Origin of the sequence: Psychrobacter glacincola (assembly GCF_904846215.1) — a bacterium.
GTDB classification, from domain to species: domain Bacteria; phylum Pseudomonadota; class Gammaproteobacteria; order Pseudomonadales; family Moraxellaceae; genus Psychrobacter; species Psychrobacter glacincola.
Genome location: NZ_CAJGZK010000009.1, coordinates 1 through 18508, shown reverse-complemented (window position 1 = coordinate 18508; position 18508 = coordinate 1). Strand labels below are relative to the sequence as shown.

The following is an 18508-nucleotide window of genomic DNA, read 5'->3' as shown; positions in this document are numbered from 1 at the left end:
TGCGCTTTTAATCAATAGCGCTGTCATGGCGACAGACGTCACTAAGAATAAGGTCAACGATACGGTTGGCCTTATTTTTTCTGTTTTGGTTTTTGCATCAATGTTTGTATTTTATATTGCCTGCATGCAATATTGGTTCTGCATTAAAATAACGCACACCTATGGTAAACTGTTTTTCACATGAGTATCCCAAATCACATTCTCGAACAATTAAATAGCCAAGCTGATTTAGTCAGTATCATTGGGCGTCATACCACGCTTAAACGTGCGGGTAGCGAGTTTAAAGGCTGCTGCCCTTTCCATGGCGAGAAGTCGCCGTCTTTTTATGTCAATCCACAAAAAAACATCTACCACTGCTTTGGCTGCAGTGTCGGTGGCAATGCCATCAGTTTTTTACGTGATTATGAAAACTTGACCTTTATCGAAGCGGTCAATGAGCTGTCCAAGCAGACGGGCATTGAAGTGCCAAAAGAAGAGCAGCAAAATGTCAGCTATCAGCGTAGCAAAAAAACGCCAACGGTAAAGCCAGCAGCAGCAGTAACTCAAGCACCAAACAAGCCTTTAAACCCTGAGCAAGTATCTGCTGATGTGCCATCAGGGCACATGGTACTAGATTATAACGATAGTAATTATAAAGACAGTAATTACAAAGATAGCAATAGCTATGAGAACCCCCCGCCGTTAGATGCCTATGGCTATGACTCTGTACCTTATATGACGGATGATGAGGGCTCAGAGTATCAAGCTGATAATAATTACCCGCCTGCGTGGTTGGCAAGTGGTATGGCAGGCTTGCATGACAGTGATATAAATCATAGTTTTGATAATGACAATAACAATAACGATGACAACAATGAAGACGGTAACCTATACGAGCTGTTAGAAAAAATACAGCAGTTTTATCAGCACAATCTCAGCACCCACCCTCATGCCAAGCATTATTTTTTATCGCGCGGTATCAGCGATGAAATATTTGACACGTTTGGTTTGGGCTATGCGCCCTTTGGTTGGCAGCATCTTGAGCATCAGTTTCCGCAAGATATTGAAGGTCTAAAGGCGCTTGGTTTAGTGCGGCGCTCAGAATCTGGACGCGATTATGACCTACTTCGTGATCGGGTTATTTTCCCGATTCGCGACAATCAAGGACGCACCATTGGTTTTGGTGGTCGTGCGCTTGATGATGAGGTAAAGCCCAAATACATCAACTCCTCCGACTCGCCCGTCTTTCATAAGCAGCACGTGCTGTACGGCTATTACGAATCACGCCAAAAACGCGCAAATGACTGGCTGGTGGTCGAAGGCTATATGGATGTCATTGCCCTGTATCAAGTCGGTATTTATGGTGCTATTGCGTCGATGGGCACGGCGATTAATGAGAGCCAAATCTCACGGCTTCTAACACTAAATCCCACGTTAACCTTGAGCTTTGATGGTGATAGCGCTGGACAAAAAGCCGCTTGGCGCACGCTTGAAGTGGCGCTACCGGTACTCAGTGATGACAAAGAGATGAGGTTTTTAACGCTGCCCAACAATCATGACCCTGATACCTTTATCAAAAGTCAGGGCGCGGATGCCATGCGTGAGCAAATCGTAAACGCCATGCCGTTATCACAGTATATCTTTGCCTATTTAAGTGAGCGTCATGATTTGAGTTTGGTGGAAGGCAAAGCCAAGCTCATGTCACAAGTACGCGCCTTGACTACCGCCTTACCAAAAGGCAGTAGCTTTCGCTACCTGCTCAATAATGACATTTATCAAAAGCTTGGCGGTAAGCGTAGCCAAAACATCGAAGCCAAAGATGCCCTGCTAGATTTTGATGGTGAGATGACCATCAGTCAGCAGCTGCAACTGTGCTTTGTATTCCAGCCGCGTGCCTTGATTGATGATCCTATTGAAGCCATTTGGCAACAAGCCGGTATTCATGAGTTGCACCTGCCCGCTCATCTTAAGCAAAAAGCCTCGGCAGATGTATTACGCCCGCTGGCTTGGGAAGATTTGCAGGACGAGGCGCTACTTGATGTGGTCAGCACTATTAAGCGCTGCCTGAATTATTTGCCAAAAGATGCCAATGCGGCCGCGCACTTTATTCTCTCTAACGTCAAACCCTTGACCCAAGAGACGCTTAGCCGGGATTGGGGCAGCTTTTATAAAGCCCTGACCAGCCGTAATATCTTGAGCCTCGATGGTTTGGTTGAAGAGTTGGTCAGCCAACTGATTGAACGCCATATGAAAAAGAAAACACAAGATTTAATTAAAAATCCTGACAACATAAAACTGGCGATTGTCCGAAAACAAGCACAGTTATTAAATAACTGGTTACGTGCGCAGCAAGCAGAGCAATCGGCACAAATGGCGACGGTTAAATCTTAATGCTAAACCTTAATATCTAGTTGATTCATTTTAAAAACGATACAGTGCTATTGGCTATAAATTTTTTGCAGCCTCTGTCATGTCTGCGAACAGCAAGCAAGAAAAAATTATAGCCAATAGCACGTTATTACAATCGTATCGCTTTTATTTTGAACGGACTATAGTCATTAGATTTTATTTATAAAACAGCTACCCTTTAAAAGGGTCGACATTGTCCCCACTATTAATGATTATGCCCTGTTGTCTAAGCCGACCTTAAAAGAGTGCCAAACACTTAACTGATGGTAAATAATCAGTAAAAAACAGTCGGTAGATATCACTACCTCGTGCTTGATTACACTGGTCTGTGTTAAACTGTGTCGCTAACTATTTATAGCATGGCTTAATGAATAACGACAAAATGACGATACGCACGTATGATTGAGCACAGTTTTAGGTATAAATTTTTGAATGTCATTGTTAAATCGCATTTTAAAACCTCTGTTTTTAGATATTATTTGATAAGTTTTTGAGCGTTACCAATTTTTAGCGGTTTTGTAGCATTGTAATTGTAGTATTTTGAGCCTTTATTCATATCCACTCATTTTTGATATTATTGACTACCTTTACGCCATATTTTGATCAATCGATTGATAAGATCAACGCACCCAGCGAGCGATAGCCAGTCACAATATAAAAATGTCCGATGCAAGTAAGCGAGTATTTATGAACGATAAGTCAGTTTCTAAGTCCACATCTCAACTGGCCACCTTAATCCAAATGGGTAAAGAGCAAGGGTATTTAACCTATGCTGAGGTGAATGACCAACTGCCCGACTCTATTACCGAAAGCGATCAGATCGAAGATATTGTGCAAATGCTGACCGACGTTGGCATCAAAATCTTTGAATCTGCGCCCGACGCCGATGACATCTTGATGAACGACGATTCAAGTGATGATGACATGGCAGCGGATGAGGCAGCGGCGGTACTAGCGTCTGTTGAGACCGAACCTGGTCGCACCACGGATCCTGTGCGTATGTATATGCGTGAGATGGGTACGGTTGATCTATTAACGCGCGAAGGCGAGATTGCCATTGCCAAGCGGATCGAAGAAGGTATCCGTGACGTACAGCACGCCATGTCGTACTGGCCAGGTACGGTACAGTTCGTCCTTGACGAGTACCAAAAAGTTCAAGATGGCGAGAAAAAACTGTCTGACGTCATCACAGGTTTCTTAGATCCTGAAACCGAAGCAGACAAAATCGCGGCTCAAGAAGCCAAAGAAGCGGCGAAAGAAGAGCGCGAGCGCATCAAAGAAGAAAAAGAAAACCCACCGGTTATCAAACCAAAAGCCAATGCAAAATCTGGGCTTGATGATGACGATGAGGACGACGACGACGTGGAAGAGGACGCTGAAGAAGAAACCAGCGGTATCGATCCAGAAGAAGTGCGCCTGCGTCTAGAAGAGATTGAGCATCTATTTATTAAAGCCAAGCAAGCATTGCTCGATTATGGTCGTGGTAGTGCTCAAGCCAATGAAGCCTATGAGCAGCTCGCTAGCCGCTTTATGATGCTCAAGCTTAACAATCGCTTGTCAGACCAAGTCATGGCCATCATGCATGATGTCTATGATGATGTGCGTAAGCAAGAGCGTCAAATCATGCGTTTGGTGATTCGCCGTGGTCGTATGCCGCGTGATGAGTTCCGTAAGACTTTCCCAAGTAATGAAACCAACGTTGATTGGTTGGTTGAGCGTATCAAAGGCAAGCCAGCTTTTGCTGCGACCTTAGAGAAAGTCACCGACGATGTGATAATTTTGCAACGTGCTATCCGTGATTACGAGCATAAGCTCGAGATGGAAATTCACGATATGAAAGACGTGGCGCGACGTATGGCTATTGGTGAAGCCAAAGCCCGCCGTGCCAAAAAAGAGATGGTCGAAGCGAACTTACGTCTCGTTATCTCTATTGCCAAAAAATACACCAACCGCGGTCTACAGTTCTTGGATTTGATTCAAGAAGGTAATATTGGTCTGATGAAAGCGGTCGATAAGTTTGAATATCGCCGTGGTTATAAGTTCTCAACTTATGCGACTTGGTGGATTCGTCAGGCAATCACTCGCTCTATCGCTGACCAAGCACGTACCATCCGTATCCCGGTGCATATGATTGAGACGATTAATAAAATCAACCGTGTCTCTCGTCAATTATTGCAAGAAATGGGACGCGAGCCAACGCCTGAAGAACTGGGCGAACGCTTAGAGATGGACGAAGCCAAAGTCCGTAAAGTGCTAAAAATCGCCAAAGAGCCTATCTCAATGGAGACGCCAATCGGTGATGATGAAGACTCGCACCTAGGGGATTTCATCGAAGATGGTACGATATCAAGCCCTGTTGATGATGCAACGGCTGCGGGTCTACGTGAAGCGACACGTGATGTACTAGGTAACTTGACTGAGCGTGAAGCACGCGTGCTTAAAATGCGTTTTGGTATCGATATGCCAACCGACCATACCTTGGAAGAAGTCGGTAAGCAGTTTGATGTGACGCGTGAGCGTATTCGTCAGATTGAGGCAAAGGCTTTGCGTAAACTGCGCCATCCGTCACGCTCTGAGCATCTGCGCTCTTTCCTTGAAAATGACTGATAAGCCCCTTATAAAGACAGTAGATTTTTAGCATACCGTCTTTAGCTATCGCAGAATATATAGCCCAAAAGCTGAGCGCGTCTCAGCTTTTTTGTGGTTAATTGACGGTCGTTTGTTAAAATATCAGCCAAGCTTAAGACCTAAGACCTAAGACCCATTATAAAATAGCATTAAGGACTCACCCATGAGCGATAATCAACAAGATCCTAAAAAAGATGTCAACGTCTCTCAAATATCGTTAGGCAATGATAAAATCAAAGGCAAAAAGACCGACATTCAAAATCCTGAGTTGTGGGATTTTCCGATGAATTACCCGATGAGTATCATCGGTAATGAAGGTGAGCATGAGACTTTGTTGAATGAAGTCAAACTCATTTTAGGCAGCCAGTTTCCTGATTTTGACTTAGCGTCTATGCAAGTCAAGCCGTCAAAGACAGGACGCTTTCATTCTATACGGGTGAACTTATACTTAACGACCGCTGAGCAAGTCAATACCCTATATGCGTCTCTTGATGCGGCTAAGACCGTACGCATTGTGATGTAACTTATGATAGGATTGGCAGTCTCTTACTGCCATCTATCAAACCCTACTATCATGAGCGTAAACTCACTTAAGATAATGACAATCGTCACTCACATGGGTGGCGATTTTTTATGGTTTGATGTACAATCTGCGCCCGCATTCTTATTGTCATGACTATCGTCAAAATACTCTAAAAACGCTATGGTACTGCGGGTACAAATTTTTTGCAGCCTCTGTCTGCATGGCCACAGCAAGTAAGAAAAATTGATACCAGCCGTACATAATGTGTCGATATTACTTTTCACTAATGATACTTTTATTAGTCAACAATTTACGAGAAAATAAAAAGCAAAGAGTGATTAGATTTTTACAAAAAATTTATTATTGAGCTCATTTGCGTCTAACCCTTATGCCATCGCCCTTTGCCAAAATTCAGACACCTCATAAGCCCTCAGCAACATAGTTTCACTCTAAAATCAATATAGTATTTTCAAAATTTTCCCGCTATATTGTGTCCATCTATTAATAAACACGCTATATGTAGTGCTCAGTGATTTTACCCATCACCATGAGCCGTGGCTAGCTTTTGCCTTAAAAAAACACTCTTTTATGAGAATATATATCGCGTTATAAAAAATGCTTGGCGTTTTTACACTGCGCAGCATCACTAATAAGTCATTAAATAAACAATTACCAAGCAATCAACTTACGAGGTCAGCATGACACATATCGATAAAATCCAAGTAACCAAACGTGATGGACGTTTAGAGCCAATTGATTTAGATAAAATCCACAAGGTTATCGAGTGGGCAGCTCACGGTTTAGATAATGTGTCGGTGTCACAAGTGGAGCTAAAATCACACATTCAGTTTTATGAAGGTATCAAAACCCGTGATATTCACGAGACCATCATCAAGTCAGCCGCTGATCTTATCTCTGAAGATACGCCCGACTATCAGTATTTAGCGGCGCGCTTGGCTATCTTCCATCTGCGTAAGATTGCTTACAATAAATTTACCCCGCCGCCCCTTTATGATCATGTCAAAAAACTGACAGACGCTGGTAAATACGATCAGCATATCCTAGCCGATTATAGCCGTGCTGAATTTGATGAATTAGAAGAGTATCTTGACCACTGGCGCGATATGAATTTGGCTTATGCGGCTGTCGAGCAAATGGCAGGTAAATACCTCGTACAAGATCGCGTCTCTAAGACCGTTTTTGAAAGCCCACAATTCTTGTATATGTTAGTTGGGATGTGCTTGTTTAGCCGTTACGAAAAGTCAGAGCGTATGAACTATGTTAAGCGTTTCTATGATGCGACTTCAGAGTTCAAAATCTCACTACCAACGCCAATTATGTCTGGTGTGCGCACTCCATCACGCCAGTTCAGCTCGTGTGTATTGATTGAATGTGGCGATAGCCTAGATTCAATCAACGCGACCACCAGCGCCATCGTACGCTATGTCTCTCAGCGTGCCGGTATCGGCATCAACGCGGGTCGTATCCGCGCCCTTGGTAGCCCTATCCGTGGCGGCGAAGCCCAGCATACTGGTTGTATCCCATTCTACAAACTATTCCAAACAGCAGTTAAATGTTGCTCACAAGGCGGCGTACGTGGCGGTGCAGCTACTCTATTCTACCCATTATGGCATTTAGAAGTTGAGTCGTTATTGGTACTCAAAAACAACCGCGGCGTCGAAGACAACCGTGTCCGTCATATGGACTATGGCGTACAGTTAAATAAAACCATGTATACCCGTTTGATTAAAGGTCAAGACATCTCGCTATTTTCACCGGGTGATACCCCTGGCTTGTATGATGCGTTCTTTGAAGATCAAGACAAATTCGAAGAGCTATATACCAAGTACGAGAATGACCCAAGCATTCGTAGTCGTCAAATCCCAGCGGCAGACTTGTTTAGCTTGATGATGCAAGAGCGCGCCAGCACTGGTCGTATCTATATCCAAAACGTCGACCATTGCAATACGCATAGCCCGTTTGACCCAACGGTTGCGCCGATTCGCCAGTCAAACCTATGTATGGAAATCGCCCTACCGACTAAGCCATTAGATAACATCAATGACGAAGAAGGCGAAATCGCCCTTTGTACACTATCAGCGGTTAACTTGGGTAAGGTTGAGCACGTCAGTGATATCGAAGAGCCAGCAGAACTTATCGTCCGTGCGCTTGACGCCCTACTCGACTATCAAGACTATCCGGTCAAAGCCGCGCAAAATGGCAGCATGCGCCGCCGTACGTTAGGCGTTGGTGTCATTAACTATGCGTATTACTTAGCGAAAAATGGCGTGCGTTATTCAGACGGTAGCGCGCATGGTCTGACCCATCAAACTTTTGAAGCGTTGCAATTCTATCTCTTGAAAGCCTCAAACAAATTGGCAAAAGAGCAAGGTGCATGTCCTGCCTTTAATGAAACGACCTACTCGCAAGGTATCTTGCCGATTGATACGTACAAAAAAGACTTGGATCAAATCTGCCAAGAGCCGCTACATCTCGATTGGGAAACGCTGCGTACTGAAATCACCACTCACGGTCTGCGCAACTCTACCCTAACCGCCTTGATGCCGTCTGAGACCTCTAGTCAGATCGCCAATGCGACCAACGGTATCGAGCCGCCACGTGGTCTGGTGTCTATCAAAGCGTCAAAAGATGGCATCCTCAAGCAAGTCGTGCCTGAGATTGCTACCCTAAAAGATCAGTACGAGCTACTATGGCAAATGCCGAACAATGATGGCTATATCAAGCTGGTCGCTATCATGCAGAAGTTCGTCGATCAAAGTATCTCTGCCAATACCAACTACGATCCGGTTCGTTATGAAGGTGGCCGTGTACCGATGAAAATATTGCTAAAAGATTTGCTAAACGCGTATAAGCTGGGCGTGAAGACGTTGTACTACCATAACACTCGCGATGGTGCGAACGATGCGCAAGCGGATATGGAAGATGATTGTGCTGGCGGTGCATGTAAGATTTAAGTTTGCAGGAGAGATTCTTCAAATAGAATTTCTGATAGATAGCGGGTTTGGCTTTCGGGTTAAGCTCGCTGTTTGTTAGTCTTGCTCTGATTTATTAAATTTCATAATTTTTTCTGATTTTCCTACAGATAATGTAATAAAAACACGTATAAGAATCAAATAAAAAATAATTTCAGTATTAAAAATTTACAATAATAAGTTATATAATAAATAGGGAAATTTTTGATGGCTAATTTAAATGACTTTAAAGTTATTAAAAGAAAAAGCGCGAAATCTTTCAAACTTCTTACCGAAGTAATGAATATAAACACTGATGCCCTAGACTTAACTCAAATCGAAAGACTAGGATTTTACCTTTTTATTATTGAACATATCACGGGTGTGAGTGATGTGTTTGATGTCACTGACATTGTTACAGATACTGAGTTCAACAAACTTATTTTTAACAATAACTTTGATGACTTTGGCCTAGATGCTATCTATATCAATGAAGATGAAAAACATATTCAACTATTTAATTTTAAATATAGAGAAAGCTTTAAAGTAGGAAAACAAAGTGTAAATAGCACTATACTCTCTTCTAAGTTCATCAACGCACTTACAACTGAGAATACTTCTAGTCTTAAAGGTAAGATAAAAATAGGAGCAGAGGATATTTTAAAAAAACTTACAAGTAATGATGAGTATAAGATTACTCTTTACGTTGTTAGTAATGAAGAAATTGAAATTAAAAATAAAGATGCTCATTTGACACTATTTGAACAATCTTATGGTCTAGAAATAGTTCCAATAGGTTTAGAGGAAATAAGTCAATTCGTTACCTTACGTCCTAAGCCAGTTCATGCAGAACTTATTGTTGACAATGACGCAATCATGTCTTTTTCAGAAAGCTCAATTTCTTCTTCAAAATCATATATTTTGAGATTACCTTTATCAGAGATTGTGAGAATTACCTGTGACGATCACAATCTTAGAGCAAGTTATTCAATTGAGGACTTAACTCCCCTTAGTAAAGTGAAAATAGATATTTCCGTATTATTCGACAATGTCAGAGGATTAGTTCTCAAGTCCAAATATAATCAAAATATTTACGACAGTCTGAAAGAAGATCCCTCTAAGTTTTTCATGTTTAATAACGGTCTTACCTTAACAGCAAACGACATTAAAGCAGAGTCTGTAAATGCTAATAAGAAAGTAAAAATTAGTTTAAACTCTATACAAGTTCTAAATGGTGGTCAATCCCTAAGAACCATACATTCTTTTAATGCCAGTGATCCAAACTATCTTGAGGATTACCTTTCTAATAGTGAAGTTCTGGTAAGAGTTTTCAATACATCAAAGAACTCTGAGCTGAACAATAAGATTGCTGAATATACTAATAGTCAAAATTCAATTGCAAATGTTGATTTGAAGTCTCTTAGAAGCGAACAGCTATCTATTGAACAGTTTCTAAATGAGCATGATATTGTATATGCTCGTAAAACTGGAGATACTGGTCTTGATGATAATAAAAATTACAAGCACAAGATAAGTATGGAAAAATTTGGACAAATACTTATTTCTGTTTATGGTATGCCAGATAAAGCTACTAATCAGAAAAAAGAAATCTTCAATAAATACTATGACACTTTGTTCGTAAGCGACTGGTTTAATATAGAAGACTCTCCAACATATATTGAAGAGTACTTTCAAACTAAAAAAGAGTATGAAAAAACTAATTTTATAGCGAGTGATCAAAAACTTTTTTATATGATGTACTTGAGTACCAAACTTGAAATGGACATCATCAAGCTAATTAACTTCTTAGAAAAATCTATACAAAGTTACCAGCCTCTTTCTAACAAAAACGTTACGGAAGCAAGAAAGTTGATACAGTCTCAGTTTAAGAAATACTTAGATGAACAAATAGCTTTAGTTTAGTCGTAGGGTGCGCCCAGCGCACCAATGATATGGAAACTATGTTTAAAGGTGCGCGAGGCGCACCCTACAAATTAAGCCCAAACGAAAGAGTCGTTAAGAAAAAACCAGCGATGCCCTAATAAGGTTGTTTAGCCCCGACTATAGCGGTATCCTGCTGACGACGATGGCGATGCAGGCTGTGGCTGAGCGCATTATCGAGATAACAGGAATGTGACCAGACACAATAGACTGCACGCCAGCGGCTAGGCAGATACAAGCGGTAGGCGGGATTGGCTACTTAATATAATGACTATTAAATAAAAAACCTTTGGCTTTACCGCTATAATTGACACACACAAAGAGTAAAAATGACGGAGGTCATAGAGTGCAATATACCGCAATCATCAAAGACGGTGGTTTGTTTATCCCAAACGTATTTTCAGACCTAAACGATGGTCAGTCCTACATCGTCCAAGTCACAGTAGATATCGAAGATGCGCGCCAGCAGCTAAATGGGCATGATGCAGTAAAAAAAGAAGCCATAAAGCCGGTCGTAAAAAAGACAGTAAAAAGACCGATAAAAAAAGAAGCACTGGACGTAGATTTCAGTACACTGCGCAAGAGTGCTATCGATGAGCTGGAAGGATTGGATGATGTCGAGCTTAGCGAGATATTCAAAGCTTATATGAATGATGGACAGACAGCAGAGCAAATATCTTTAGAGAACTTGTAATATATTTTGCTTAACCTGCTCTAATTTTGCACAAAGCGCGTCCTACATCTAGGATTTTGAGTTGATATAATAGAATCAAAAGTAGGAAGGAAGCTATCATGACTTGGGAAGTTGTTGAACAAACCAAAAATTTGAATTTAAAAAATACATACTCAGAGCAAGATGATTTAGAGCTAGTTGAAATAGCCAAACAACGAATGAATGATGGGCAAATACCCATACCAATATCCTTAGAAGACTTATAGACTATTCTTGCTAATACTTTTAAAGCCATATTTTCGAAAGAAGTATTTCAAACTTTAAATTAACAACCGTATCACTTATAAAGGCAGTCTCATGACTTACTCGATTTTTTCTCAAACGCCAAACAATGCGCTAACAGAGCCGATGTTTTTTGGTAATCCGGTCAATGTGGCACGTTACGATCAACAAAAGCACCCTATCTTTGAGCAATTGATTGAAAAGCAGCTGTCGTTCTTTTGGCGTCCTGAAGAAGTTGATGTGTCAAAAGACCGTATGGACTATGGCAATCTGTCCTCGCATGAGCAGCATATATTTATAAGTAACCTAAAATATCAGACCCTACTCGACTCTATCCAAGGTCGTAGCCCAAACGTCGTGCTATTACCACTGGTATCGATTCCTGAGCTTGAAACGTGGATTGAGACGTGGACGTTTTCTGAGACCATCCATTCGCGCAGCTATACCCATATCATTCGTAATATTATCAATGATCCTGCTATCGTCTTTGATGACATCATGCAGAACGAGCATATCTTAGGGCGCGCGGCGGACATCGCTAAGTATTATGATGATTTGTATTACAGCTCATCACTATACAATCTATACGGTGCAGGCACGCATACCATCAATGGCAAGCAAATTACCGTTGATTTAAAATCGCTGAAAAAGCAGCTGTACTTGTGCTTGATGGCAGTCAACGTCTTAGAAGCCATCCGCTTTTATGTGTCATTTGCTTGCTCGTTTGCCTTTGCTGAGCGCAAGCTGATGGAAGGTAATGCCAAGATTATTAAGCTAATTGCTCGTGATGAAGCGCTACATTTAACGGGCACGCAGCATATCCTTAACCTCATGCGCATCGGTCGTGATGATCCAGAGATGGTCGAGATTGCCAAAGAATGTTTCGAGGAAAGTATCGAGATATTCCGTAAAGCGGCTGAGCAAGAAAAAGAATGGGCAGGTTATCTGTTCAAAGATGGCTCGATGATTGGTCTCAATAAAGACATTCTTTGCCAATACATCGAATACATCACCAATTTACGTATGGAAGCGGTTGGCTTACCGGTCGCCTTCCCGAATTCTAAATCAAACCCGATTCCATGGATTAATACATGGTTGTCGTCTGATAATGTGCAAGTTGCCCCACAAGAAACAGAAATAAGCTCGTACTTGGTCGGTCAGATTGATTCAGACTTATCAGACAGCGATTTTGATGATTTTGAGTTATAGAAGACAGTTTTTCAAGATTAAGCTTTTAATATATAGTTAAAATATCTCAAAAACGCTACAGTGCTGCTGGTATAAATTTTTTGCAGCCTCTGTCTGCATAGGCACAGCAAGCAAGAAAAATTAATATCAGCAGTACTTGATGTATCGATATTACTTTTCTCTGACTATAGTCGATACATCATAGAATAAATGCAGTGCTGCTGGGATAAGTTTTGCGCAGCCTCTGTCTGCATCGGCACAGCAAGCAAATAAGACTTATCGCAGTAGCACGTTATAATAATTGTACTTATTTTATTTAGGATTGACCATATTATAAAAACATAGGATAAAACCATGACTTGGGTAATGACGAGTAAGAAGCAATTTTACTTGCATGACGATGAAAGTCTGCTTGATGGATTGCTACGCACCGGACATGATATCAATTACCAGTGTAAGGAAGGTTATTGTGGCAGCTGCCGCATCAAGCGTATCGCCAGCTCACATGTTATCGATTATCCTTTTGAGCCCTTAGCCATGATTGAAAAAGATGAAATCCTACCGTGCTGCTGTAGAGTGCAAGGCGTGATTTATGTCAATCATGAGCGGATAGACAAATAGCTGCTAAATTCATCAATCACAGTCAAGATACCCTAAACTCGCTACGGTACGGCTGGTATAAATTTTTTGCAGCCTCTGTCGGCTAGCTACAGCAAGCAAGAAAAATTAATATTAGCAGTACCTAAATTAAATAAAAAAGCGCGCTATCTAGAAGATAGTGTGCTTTTTGTTGTTGCTCTTAGAGATTAAATCCTCTACAAAATACTCTCTTTATAAAGGTGCACCATCTCTTTCGAACAATAATAGAAGCTCTTCACGCATACGGTCACGCTCCGCCTCTGACATCATAGGAGTGTCTTGTTCTGGAGCTTGCAGGCTTGGCGGCTGACTACCATCAAGCGCCTCATCTTGGAGTACAACGGGCATAGGGACGGGCTCTTCAACTGGACGTTCCTCTAATAATATCTTCACTTGCGCATTCTTACCTTGACGTAAGATTTGAGCATGCAGCGTGGTATTTGGTGCTTTACGAGCGACATACTGAATCAAAGTATTGGCATCGGTCATCTCGACCCCATCAATGGTCAACACAATATCACCAACTTTCAGACCGCTCTTGGCAGCTGGGCTCTTGGGAACCACGTTGAGTACTTCTACGCCTGTTGACGTTTCGAGCTGTGTGGGATCTCTCAGCTGTGACTGTATCTCAATACCGAGCCAACCACGACTGACCTTGCCATCTTTGATCAGAGCGTTCATCACTTGCTCAACGATAGCGGTAGGAATAGCAAAGCCAATACCCATAGAGCCGCCAGAGCGTGAGTAGATAGCCGTATTGATACCAATCAGCTCACCGCGCGCATCGACCAATGCACCGCCCGAGTTACCCGGATTGATAGCCGCATCAGTCTGAATAAAGTCTTCAAACTTATTGACGCCAAGCCCTGTACGTCCGGTCGCTGAAATAATACCTTGGGTGACGGTTTGACCGACGCCAAAAGGATTACCAATCGCTAATGCCACATCGCCTACAAGCGTTGGTTTTTCACGAAAGCCCAAAGGCGTAAGCCCAGTCATATCGACTTTAATCACCGCCAAATCACTGTCTGGATCTGTGCCAATTAACTTCGCACGGCTTTTACGACCGTCATTAAAAGCAACGGTAATTTCATCGGCTTTTTCGATTACATGCGCATTGGTCACGATGTATCCATCTTCTGAGACAATTACGCCTGAGCCCAGATTGGTATTACCCTGCTCTTCTGACGGTGCGCCATGGTATTCAAAAAACCGGCGCAACGCTGGATCATTCATATAAGGGTGTTCTGCCATCGTCTGCGTGGTATAGATATTGACCACAGACTGTGAGGCTCGAGCCACACCATTATGATATGAGGCGATAGGCGTTGGTGAATCCGATACCGGCTCGGAAGCTTGCTGCTCAGCAGGCGTGGTCTTTGGCGGCTCCCATTTTGCCTCCGATGCTGTCTTCATACTCGCAAATAGCCAAATAAAGGCGGCAGTGACCAATAACAGTAAAATCCAAGGTAACCATTTTAATAGACCAGCCTTGTTATTGGTATTCGGGGATGACGACATATAAAAACCTCTATAATTTCACATAGACAATCGGTATTAAGGCATATCAGGCGTACGCCTTGATATAAGGCACTTTCACATGTGTAAATTATAGCTGTCCTCATAATACAATGGTAGCGCATCGTGTACCGTTTCAGTTAGTGGGCTTGTCTATTCTTTTGCCGCATCATGTTAAAATGGTTATTATGAAAAATGGTTATTATGAAAAATGGTTATTATGAAAAATAATCCATTTGGTATAAATATTTGAGCGACTGCAACTATCAACTGAAATCGTTATAAGGGAATGCCATGAGCGCGCACGATATTTTAACCACATCATCAAATAAAACGATTACTGCACAATCCTTAACCGAATTTTGTGATGATTACTTATCAGCGACTGCCTTTAAAGATTATGCACCGAATGGTCTACAAATAGATGGCGGGCGACCTATTGAGCGTATTGTCACTGGTGTGACTGCTTGTGATGCATTGATTGATGCTGCTATTGCAGATAATGCTGATGCAATCATGGTACATCATGGCTATTTTTGGAAAGGTGAACCTGCACCATTGACTGGCATGAAAGGTCAGCGTATTCGCAAGCTTATGCAGCATGGTATCTCTTTGATTGGCTATCACCTACCGCTCGACGCCCACCCTGTCATTGGCAACAATGCCACATTGGCGGCGGCGTTAGACATGACCATCATCGGAGCACTGTATCCTGCTGAGACACATCCCGTTGGCAATATTGCCATTTGCACCGCGCAAAATGCTCAAAGCCTTATCGCTCAGATTACTCAAGCATTGGCGCGTATACCATTGCATATTGCCGCTGAGTATAATGTCGATACCAATACCAGTAATAGGTTAATTGAGCGAGTGGGCATCTGCACGGGAGGCGCACAAGATATGATTGAGCAAGCAGCATTGATGGGCTGTGATGCGTTTATTTCTGGTGAAATATCAGAGCGTACCACTCATATCGCCCGTGAGCTTGGCATTGACTATTTTGCCTGTGGTCATCATGCGACAGAACGCGGCGGCATTGAAGCATTAGGTAGGATCATTGCTCAGCAGTTTGACTTACCAGTGACCTTTATCGATATCGATAATCCTGCTTAAGCAGTAAAAAATCAGATTTTTCTCCTAAAAAAGGCATATATGGTTAGAATATCTCAAAAACGCTACAGTACTGCTGGTATAAATTTTTTGCAGCCTCTGTCTGCTTAGGCACAGCAAGCAAGAAAAATTAATATCAGCATTACTTGATGTATCGATATTACTTTTCCCTGACTATAAGCAGATTTTTGCTCACATGCCTTTTTATCACTTTTGTCATTAATAAAACAAACTTATATTCACTAAATCGAAATTATGCTACAGAAAACAGGCTAAATTATTACCGTCTATAGCGCTATTGTTAAGTTTTATCGCAATTCTCTTAACCCCACTTGAATAATCGGATGAATATCTGCATATTACTATCTGTAGAAAGAATGTCTTGTCATGAGACTCCCCATTATTACAGCTTCCGGTTATGGCACTAAAATGATGATTGAGGTCTAAAATCCTATTGTTTTTACTTTTTTAATAGGAATGCAGACAGTAATCAATACAATATCACTTCGGCTTATACATTCTTGAGTAAGGTGATATTTTCTATTTTAGTGTTGCAGTAGCGGCACAGCAAACTGCTTGATGGTTTTTTAACCATTGGCTTTTATTGATCAGTCTTATTTATTAGACAGATTAACTTGCTTGTCTTTATTGCTGGACAAACGGTATGAGTGACTATTTACTCTCAACATAGTCAGAGTATTTAATTATCCATACCAGCGTAACAATTCTGAGCATATCCTGCTCACGCCACGTTTTTCCAATAATTTATTCATGACCTTACCGATGTTTTAAAGTGTCTTTTAAATATTGTCGTTTAAATAGTTCCGTTTAAATAGTTTTAATCAACAGCCAAGTCTATCATTGATGAAGGAATCATCTGATTTAGTGCCTTCGTGGTGTTTTGCGGCCTGTTTTTAGCAATCAGGTCCTAGAGTGCTCTTTTATGCTCTTAAACCCTTTGCTACAAGGTTGCCAGCTGAGACTGTACGGCTATATTTAAACGAGATGTTATGAGATTTATATGCTCAACAAGTATGTAGATTTTATAGTATTTAAGATGCACCGCTATTTATGCTGCTGATATTGGCATAAATGAGCGCGTATTTTTATGGTAAGTAGGATGGCTAAAATTAGGAGACATCCATGCAGCGAATTACTTATCGTGCAAAAGCATCTGCGCGAGGGGCTAAACGCCGTATCTCATATATATTGCGTCCATCTAAACGCTTGCTAAACACCGAAAGTAACATCGTTCCAGCTATTGTATCTATCAAAGTGACTCGTTTCGCCAAAACCAAGAAATTGGCGCAAATCTCAAGCATCGCCCTACTCTCACTCCCTGCTGAGAGTCTGACGACCATGAATACCCAAGTACCAGCTTATGACCATGTGATGCTGGAGGAAACCTTGACCATCGCTGCTGTCCCAGGTGATAGCACTTATTTTGCAACCGATGGCTTCCAACATGGCTTTGGTTACGACTTAGCGCGTAACTATGCTGATGAGCTTGGGGTAAAAGTCACTCTTAAAGCTTATGCTGATGAGGAAGCTGCGCTAAGAGCGTTACAGTCAGGTGATGCGGATATGGCATTGACCACGGCCAGTACCCAATTAAAAAGCCAGCTGAACTTGTCTTCTATTAATGTCAGCTGTGGTTATGATGCTAGCTTGACCAAAAATGGCTTGCATCCCAAAGTAAGCTGGACGTTTAATTCTGCCAACGATCCCTTGTCACAAAAAGCCAGCTATTTTTTATGTGATAGCATCAAGCTTGATAATACTCAAAAGCTAGCGGCTTTTTATAATCAAGATCTGTTAAAAGATGCCTACAGTCAAGACCATTTCAAGGCTACATTGACAGAAAAGCTGCCTGATTATCAGTCTTCGTTTGAAGAACAAGCACGTAACTACAATCACGATTGGGAGCTTTTGGTTGCTATGGGCTATCAAGAGTCGCACTTGGATGCCAATGCGGTTTCTCCGACCGGGGTACGCGGTATTATGATGCTGACTAATAATACGGCAAAGGCAATGGGCGTCTCAGACCGTGTTGACCCTTACCAAAGTATCGGCGGCGGTGCTCGTTACTTGGAGCAGATGAAAACTGATTTCGCCGATGTGCCAAAAACGGATCGTATTTGGTTTGCGCTTGCCGCTTATAACATGGGACCAAATGCCGTTAAAGGTATTCAGCGAAAATTGAGCGCTAAGGGTATCGATGACAAAAGCTGGGCAAATATATATGCCTATCTGTCTGATAATAAAGCGTCAAACAGCCGATATGGTCAAGCCATGCATTACGTAAGTAATATTAGAAGCTATCTTGAAACGATAAAAACCGCGACGGTTTGATCAGCCCTCTACAGATATAGTCAGTGAAAAGTAATATCGACACATTATGTACTGCTGGTATCAATTTTTCTTGCTTGCTGTGCCCATGCAGACAGAGGCTGCAAAAAATTTGTACCAGCAGTAGCGTTTTTGGTCTAATGGACAAAATTCATGCTAAAAAGTAGAAGGTAGTCGCTAATGGACATAATTCATGCTATTTGAGTGACTTTGAGCCTAAAAAGTCTTTAATAAACCGTAACTTACGATGCTCATTTAGCCCGTGATGACTGTGTAATTGTCGCTTTAGCTCACTGA

General features: G+C 41.8%; 12 protein-coding genes. 11 read left to right on the top strand and 1 reads right to left on the bottom strand.

Annotation, left to right across the window (positions count from 1 at the left end):
- The first annotated feature begins 180 nt into the window (after positions 1-180).
- The 9 genes from JMW90_RS06900 to yfaE all read left to right on the top strand — a co-directional run bounded on the left by JMW90_RS06900 (position 181) and on the right by yfaE (position 13216).
- The gene (locus JMW90_RS06900) at positions 181-2370 is read left to right on the top strand and encodes a DNA primase (RefSeq protein ID WP_201562559.1); all 2190 of its coding nucleotides are present in this window, start codon (positions 181-183) and stop codon (positions 2368-2370) included.
- A 705-nt stretch (positions 2371-3075) separates the two neighbouring features.
- Entirely contained in the window at positions 3076-4995 is a 1920-nt protein-coding gene (gene rpoD, locus JMW90_RS06895) for an RNA polymerase sigma factor RpoD (RefSeq protein ID WP_201562557.1), read from the top strand.
- Between the two features lie 184 nt (positions 4996-5179).
- Positions 5180-5539, top strand: coding sequence for a YbeD family protein (locus tag JMW90_RS06890; protein ID WP_227691892.1), 360 nt, complete (start codon positions 5180-5182; stop codon positions 5537-5539).
- 698 nt (positions 5540-6237) lie between these two features.
- Complete coding sequence (nrdA, locus tag JMW90_RS06885) at positions 6238-8514, top strand: class 1a ribonucleoside-diphosphate reductase subunit alpha (protein ID WP_201562555.1); 2277 nt, start codon at positions 6238-6240, stop codon at positions 8512-8514.
- A 225-nt stretch (positions 8515-8739) separates the two neighbouring features.
- Positions 8740-10434 carry an AIPR family protein gene (locus tag JMW90_RS06880; RefSeq protein ID WP_201562553.1) on the top strand — a complete coding sequence of 565 codons (1695 nt, stop codon included), beginning with the start codon at positions 8740-8742 and terminating at the stop codon, positions 10432-10434.
- 364 nt (positions 10435-10798) lie between these two features.
- The gene (locus JMW90_RS06875; protein WP_201562551.1) at positions 10799-11146 is read left to right on the top strand and encodes a hypothetical protein; all 348 of its coding nucleotides are present in this window, start codon (positions 10799-10801) and stop codon (positions 11144-11146) included.
- Positions 11147-11244: 98 nt separating this feature from the next.
- Positions 11245-11391, top strand: coding sequence for a hypothetical protein (locus JMW90_RS06870; RefSeq protein WP_201562549.1), 147 nt, complete (start codon positions 11245-11247; stop codon positions 11389-11391).
- Between the two features lie 91 nt (positions 11392-11482).
- Positions 11483-12616 carry a class Ia ribonucleoside-diphosphate reductase subunit beta gene (gene nrdB / locus JMW90_RS06865; RefSeq protein WP_201562546.1) on the top strand — a complete coding sequence of 378 codons (1134 nt, stop codon included), beginning with the start codon at positions 11483-11485 and terminating at the stop codon, positions 12614-12616.
- A 333-nt stretch (positions 12617-12949) separates the two neighbouring features.
- Complete coding sequence (gene yfaE / locus JMW90_RS06860) at positions 12950-13216, top strand: class I ribonucleotide reductase maintenance protein YfaE (protein WP_201562544.1); 267 nt, start codon at positions 12950-12952, stop codon at positions 13214-13216.
- A gap of 210 nt (positions 13217-13426) precedes the next feature.
- Here yfaE and JMW90_RS06855 read toward each other — a convergent pair whose 3' ends face one another.
- The gene (locus tag JMW90_RS06855) at positions 13427-14755 is read right to left on the bottom strand and encodes a S1C family serine protease (protein WP_201562542.1); all 1329 of its coding nucleotides are present in this window, start codon (positions 14753-14755) and stop codon (positions 13427-13429) included.
- 291 nt (positions 14756-15046) lie between these two features.
- Between JMW90_RS06855 and JMW90_RS06850 the strand changes: the two genes are divergently transcribed.
- Both JMW90_RS06850 and JMW90_RS06845 read left to right on the top strand, forming a co-directional pair.
- Positions 15047-15865 carry a Nif3-like dinuclear metal center hexameric protein gene (locus tag JMW90_RS06850; protein ID WP_201562540.1) on the top strand — a complete coding sequence of 273 codons (819 nt, stop codon included), beginning with the start codon at positions 15047-15049 and terminating at the stop codon, positions 15863-15865.
- A 1140-nt stretch (positions 15866-17005) separates the two neighbouring features.
- Positions 17006-18214, top strand: a complete 1209-nt coding sequence (locus tag JMW90_RS06845) for an MltF family protein (RefSeq protein ID WP_201562538.1) — start codon at positions 17006-17008, stop codon at positions 18212-18214.
- The last annotated feature ends 294 nt before the right edge of the window (positions 18215-18508 follow it).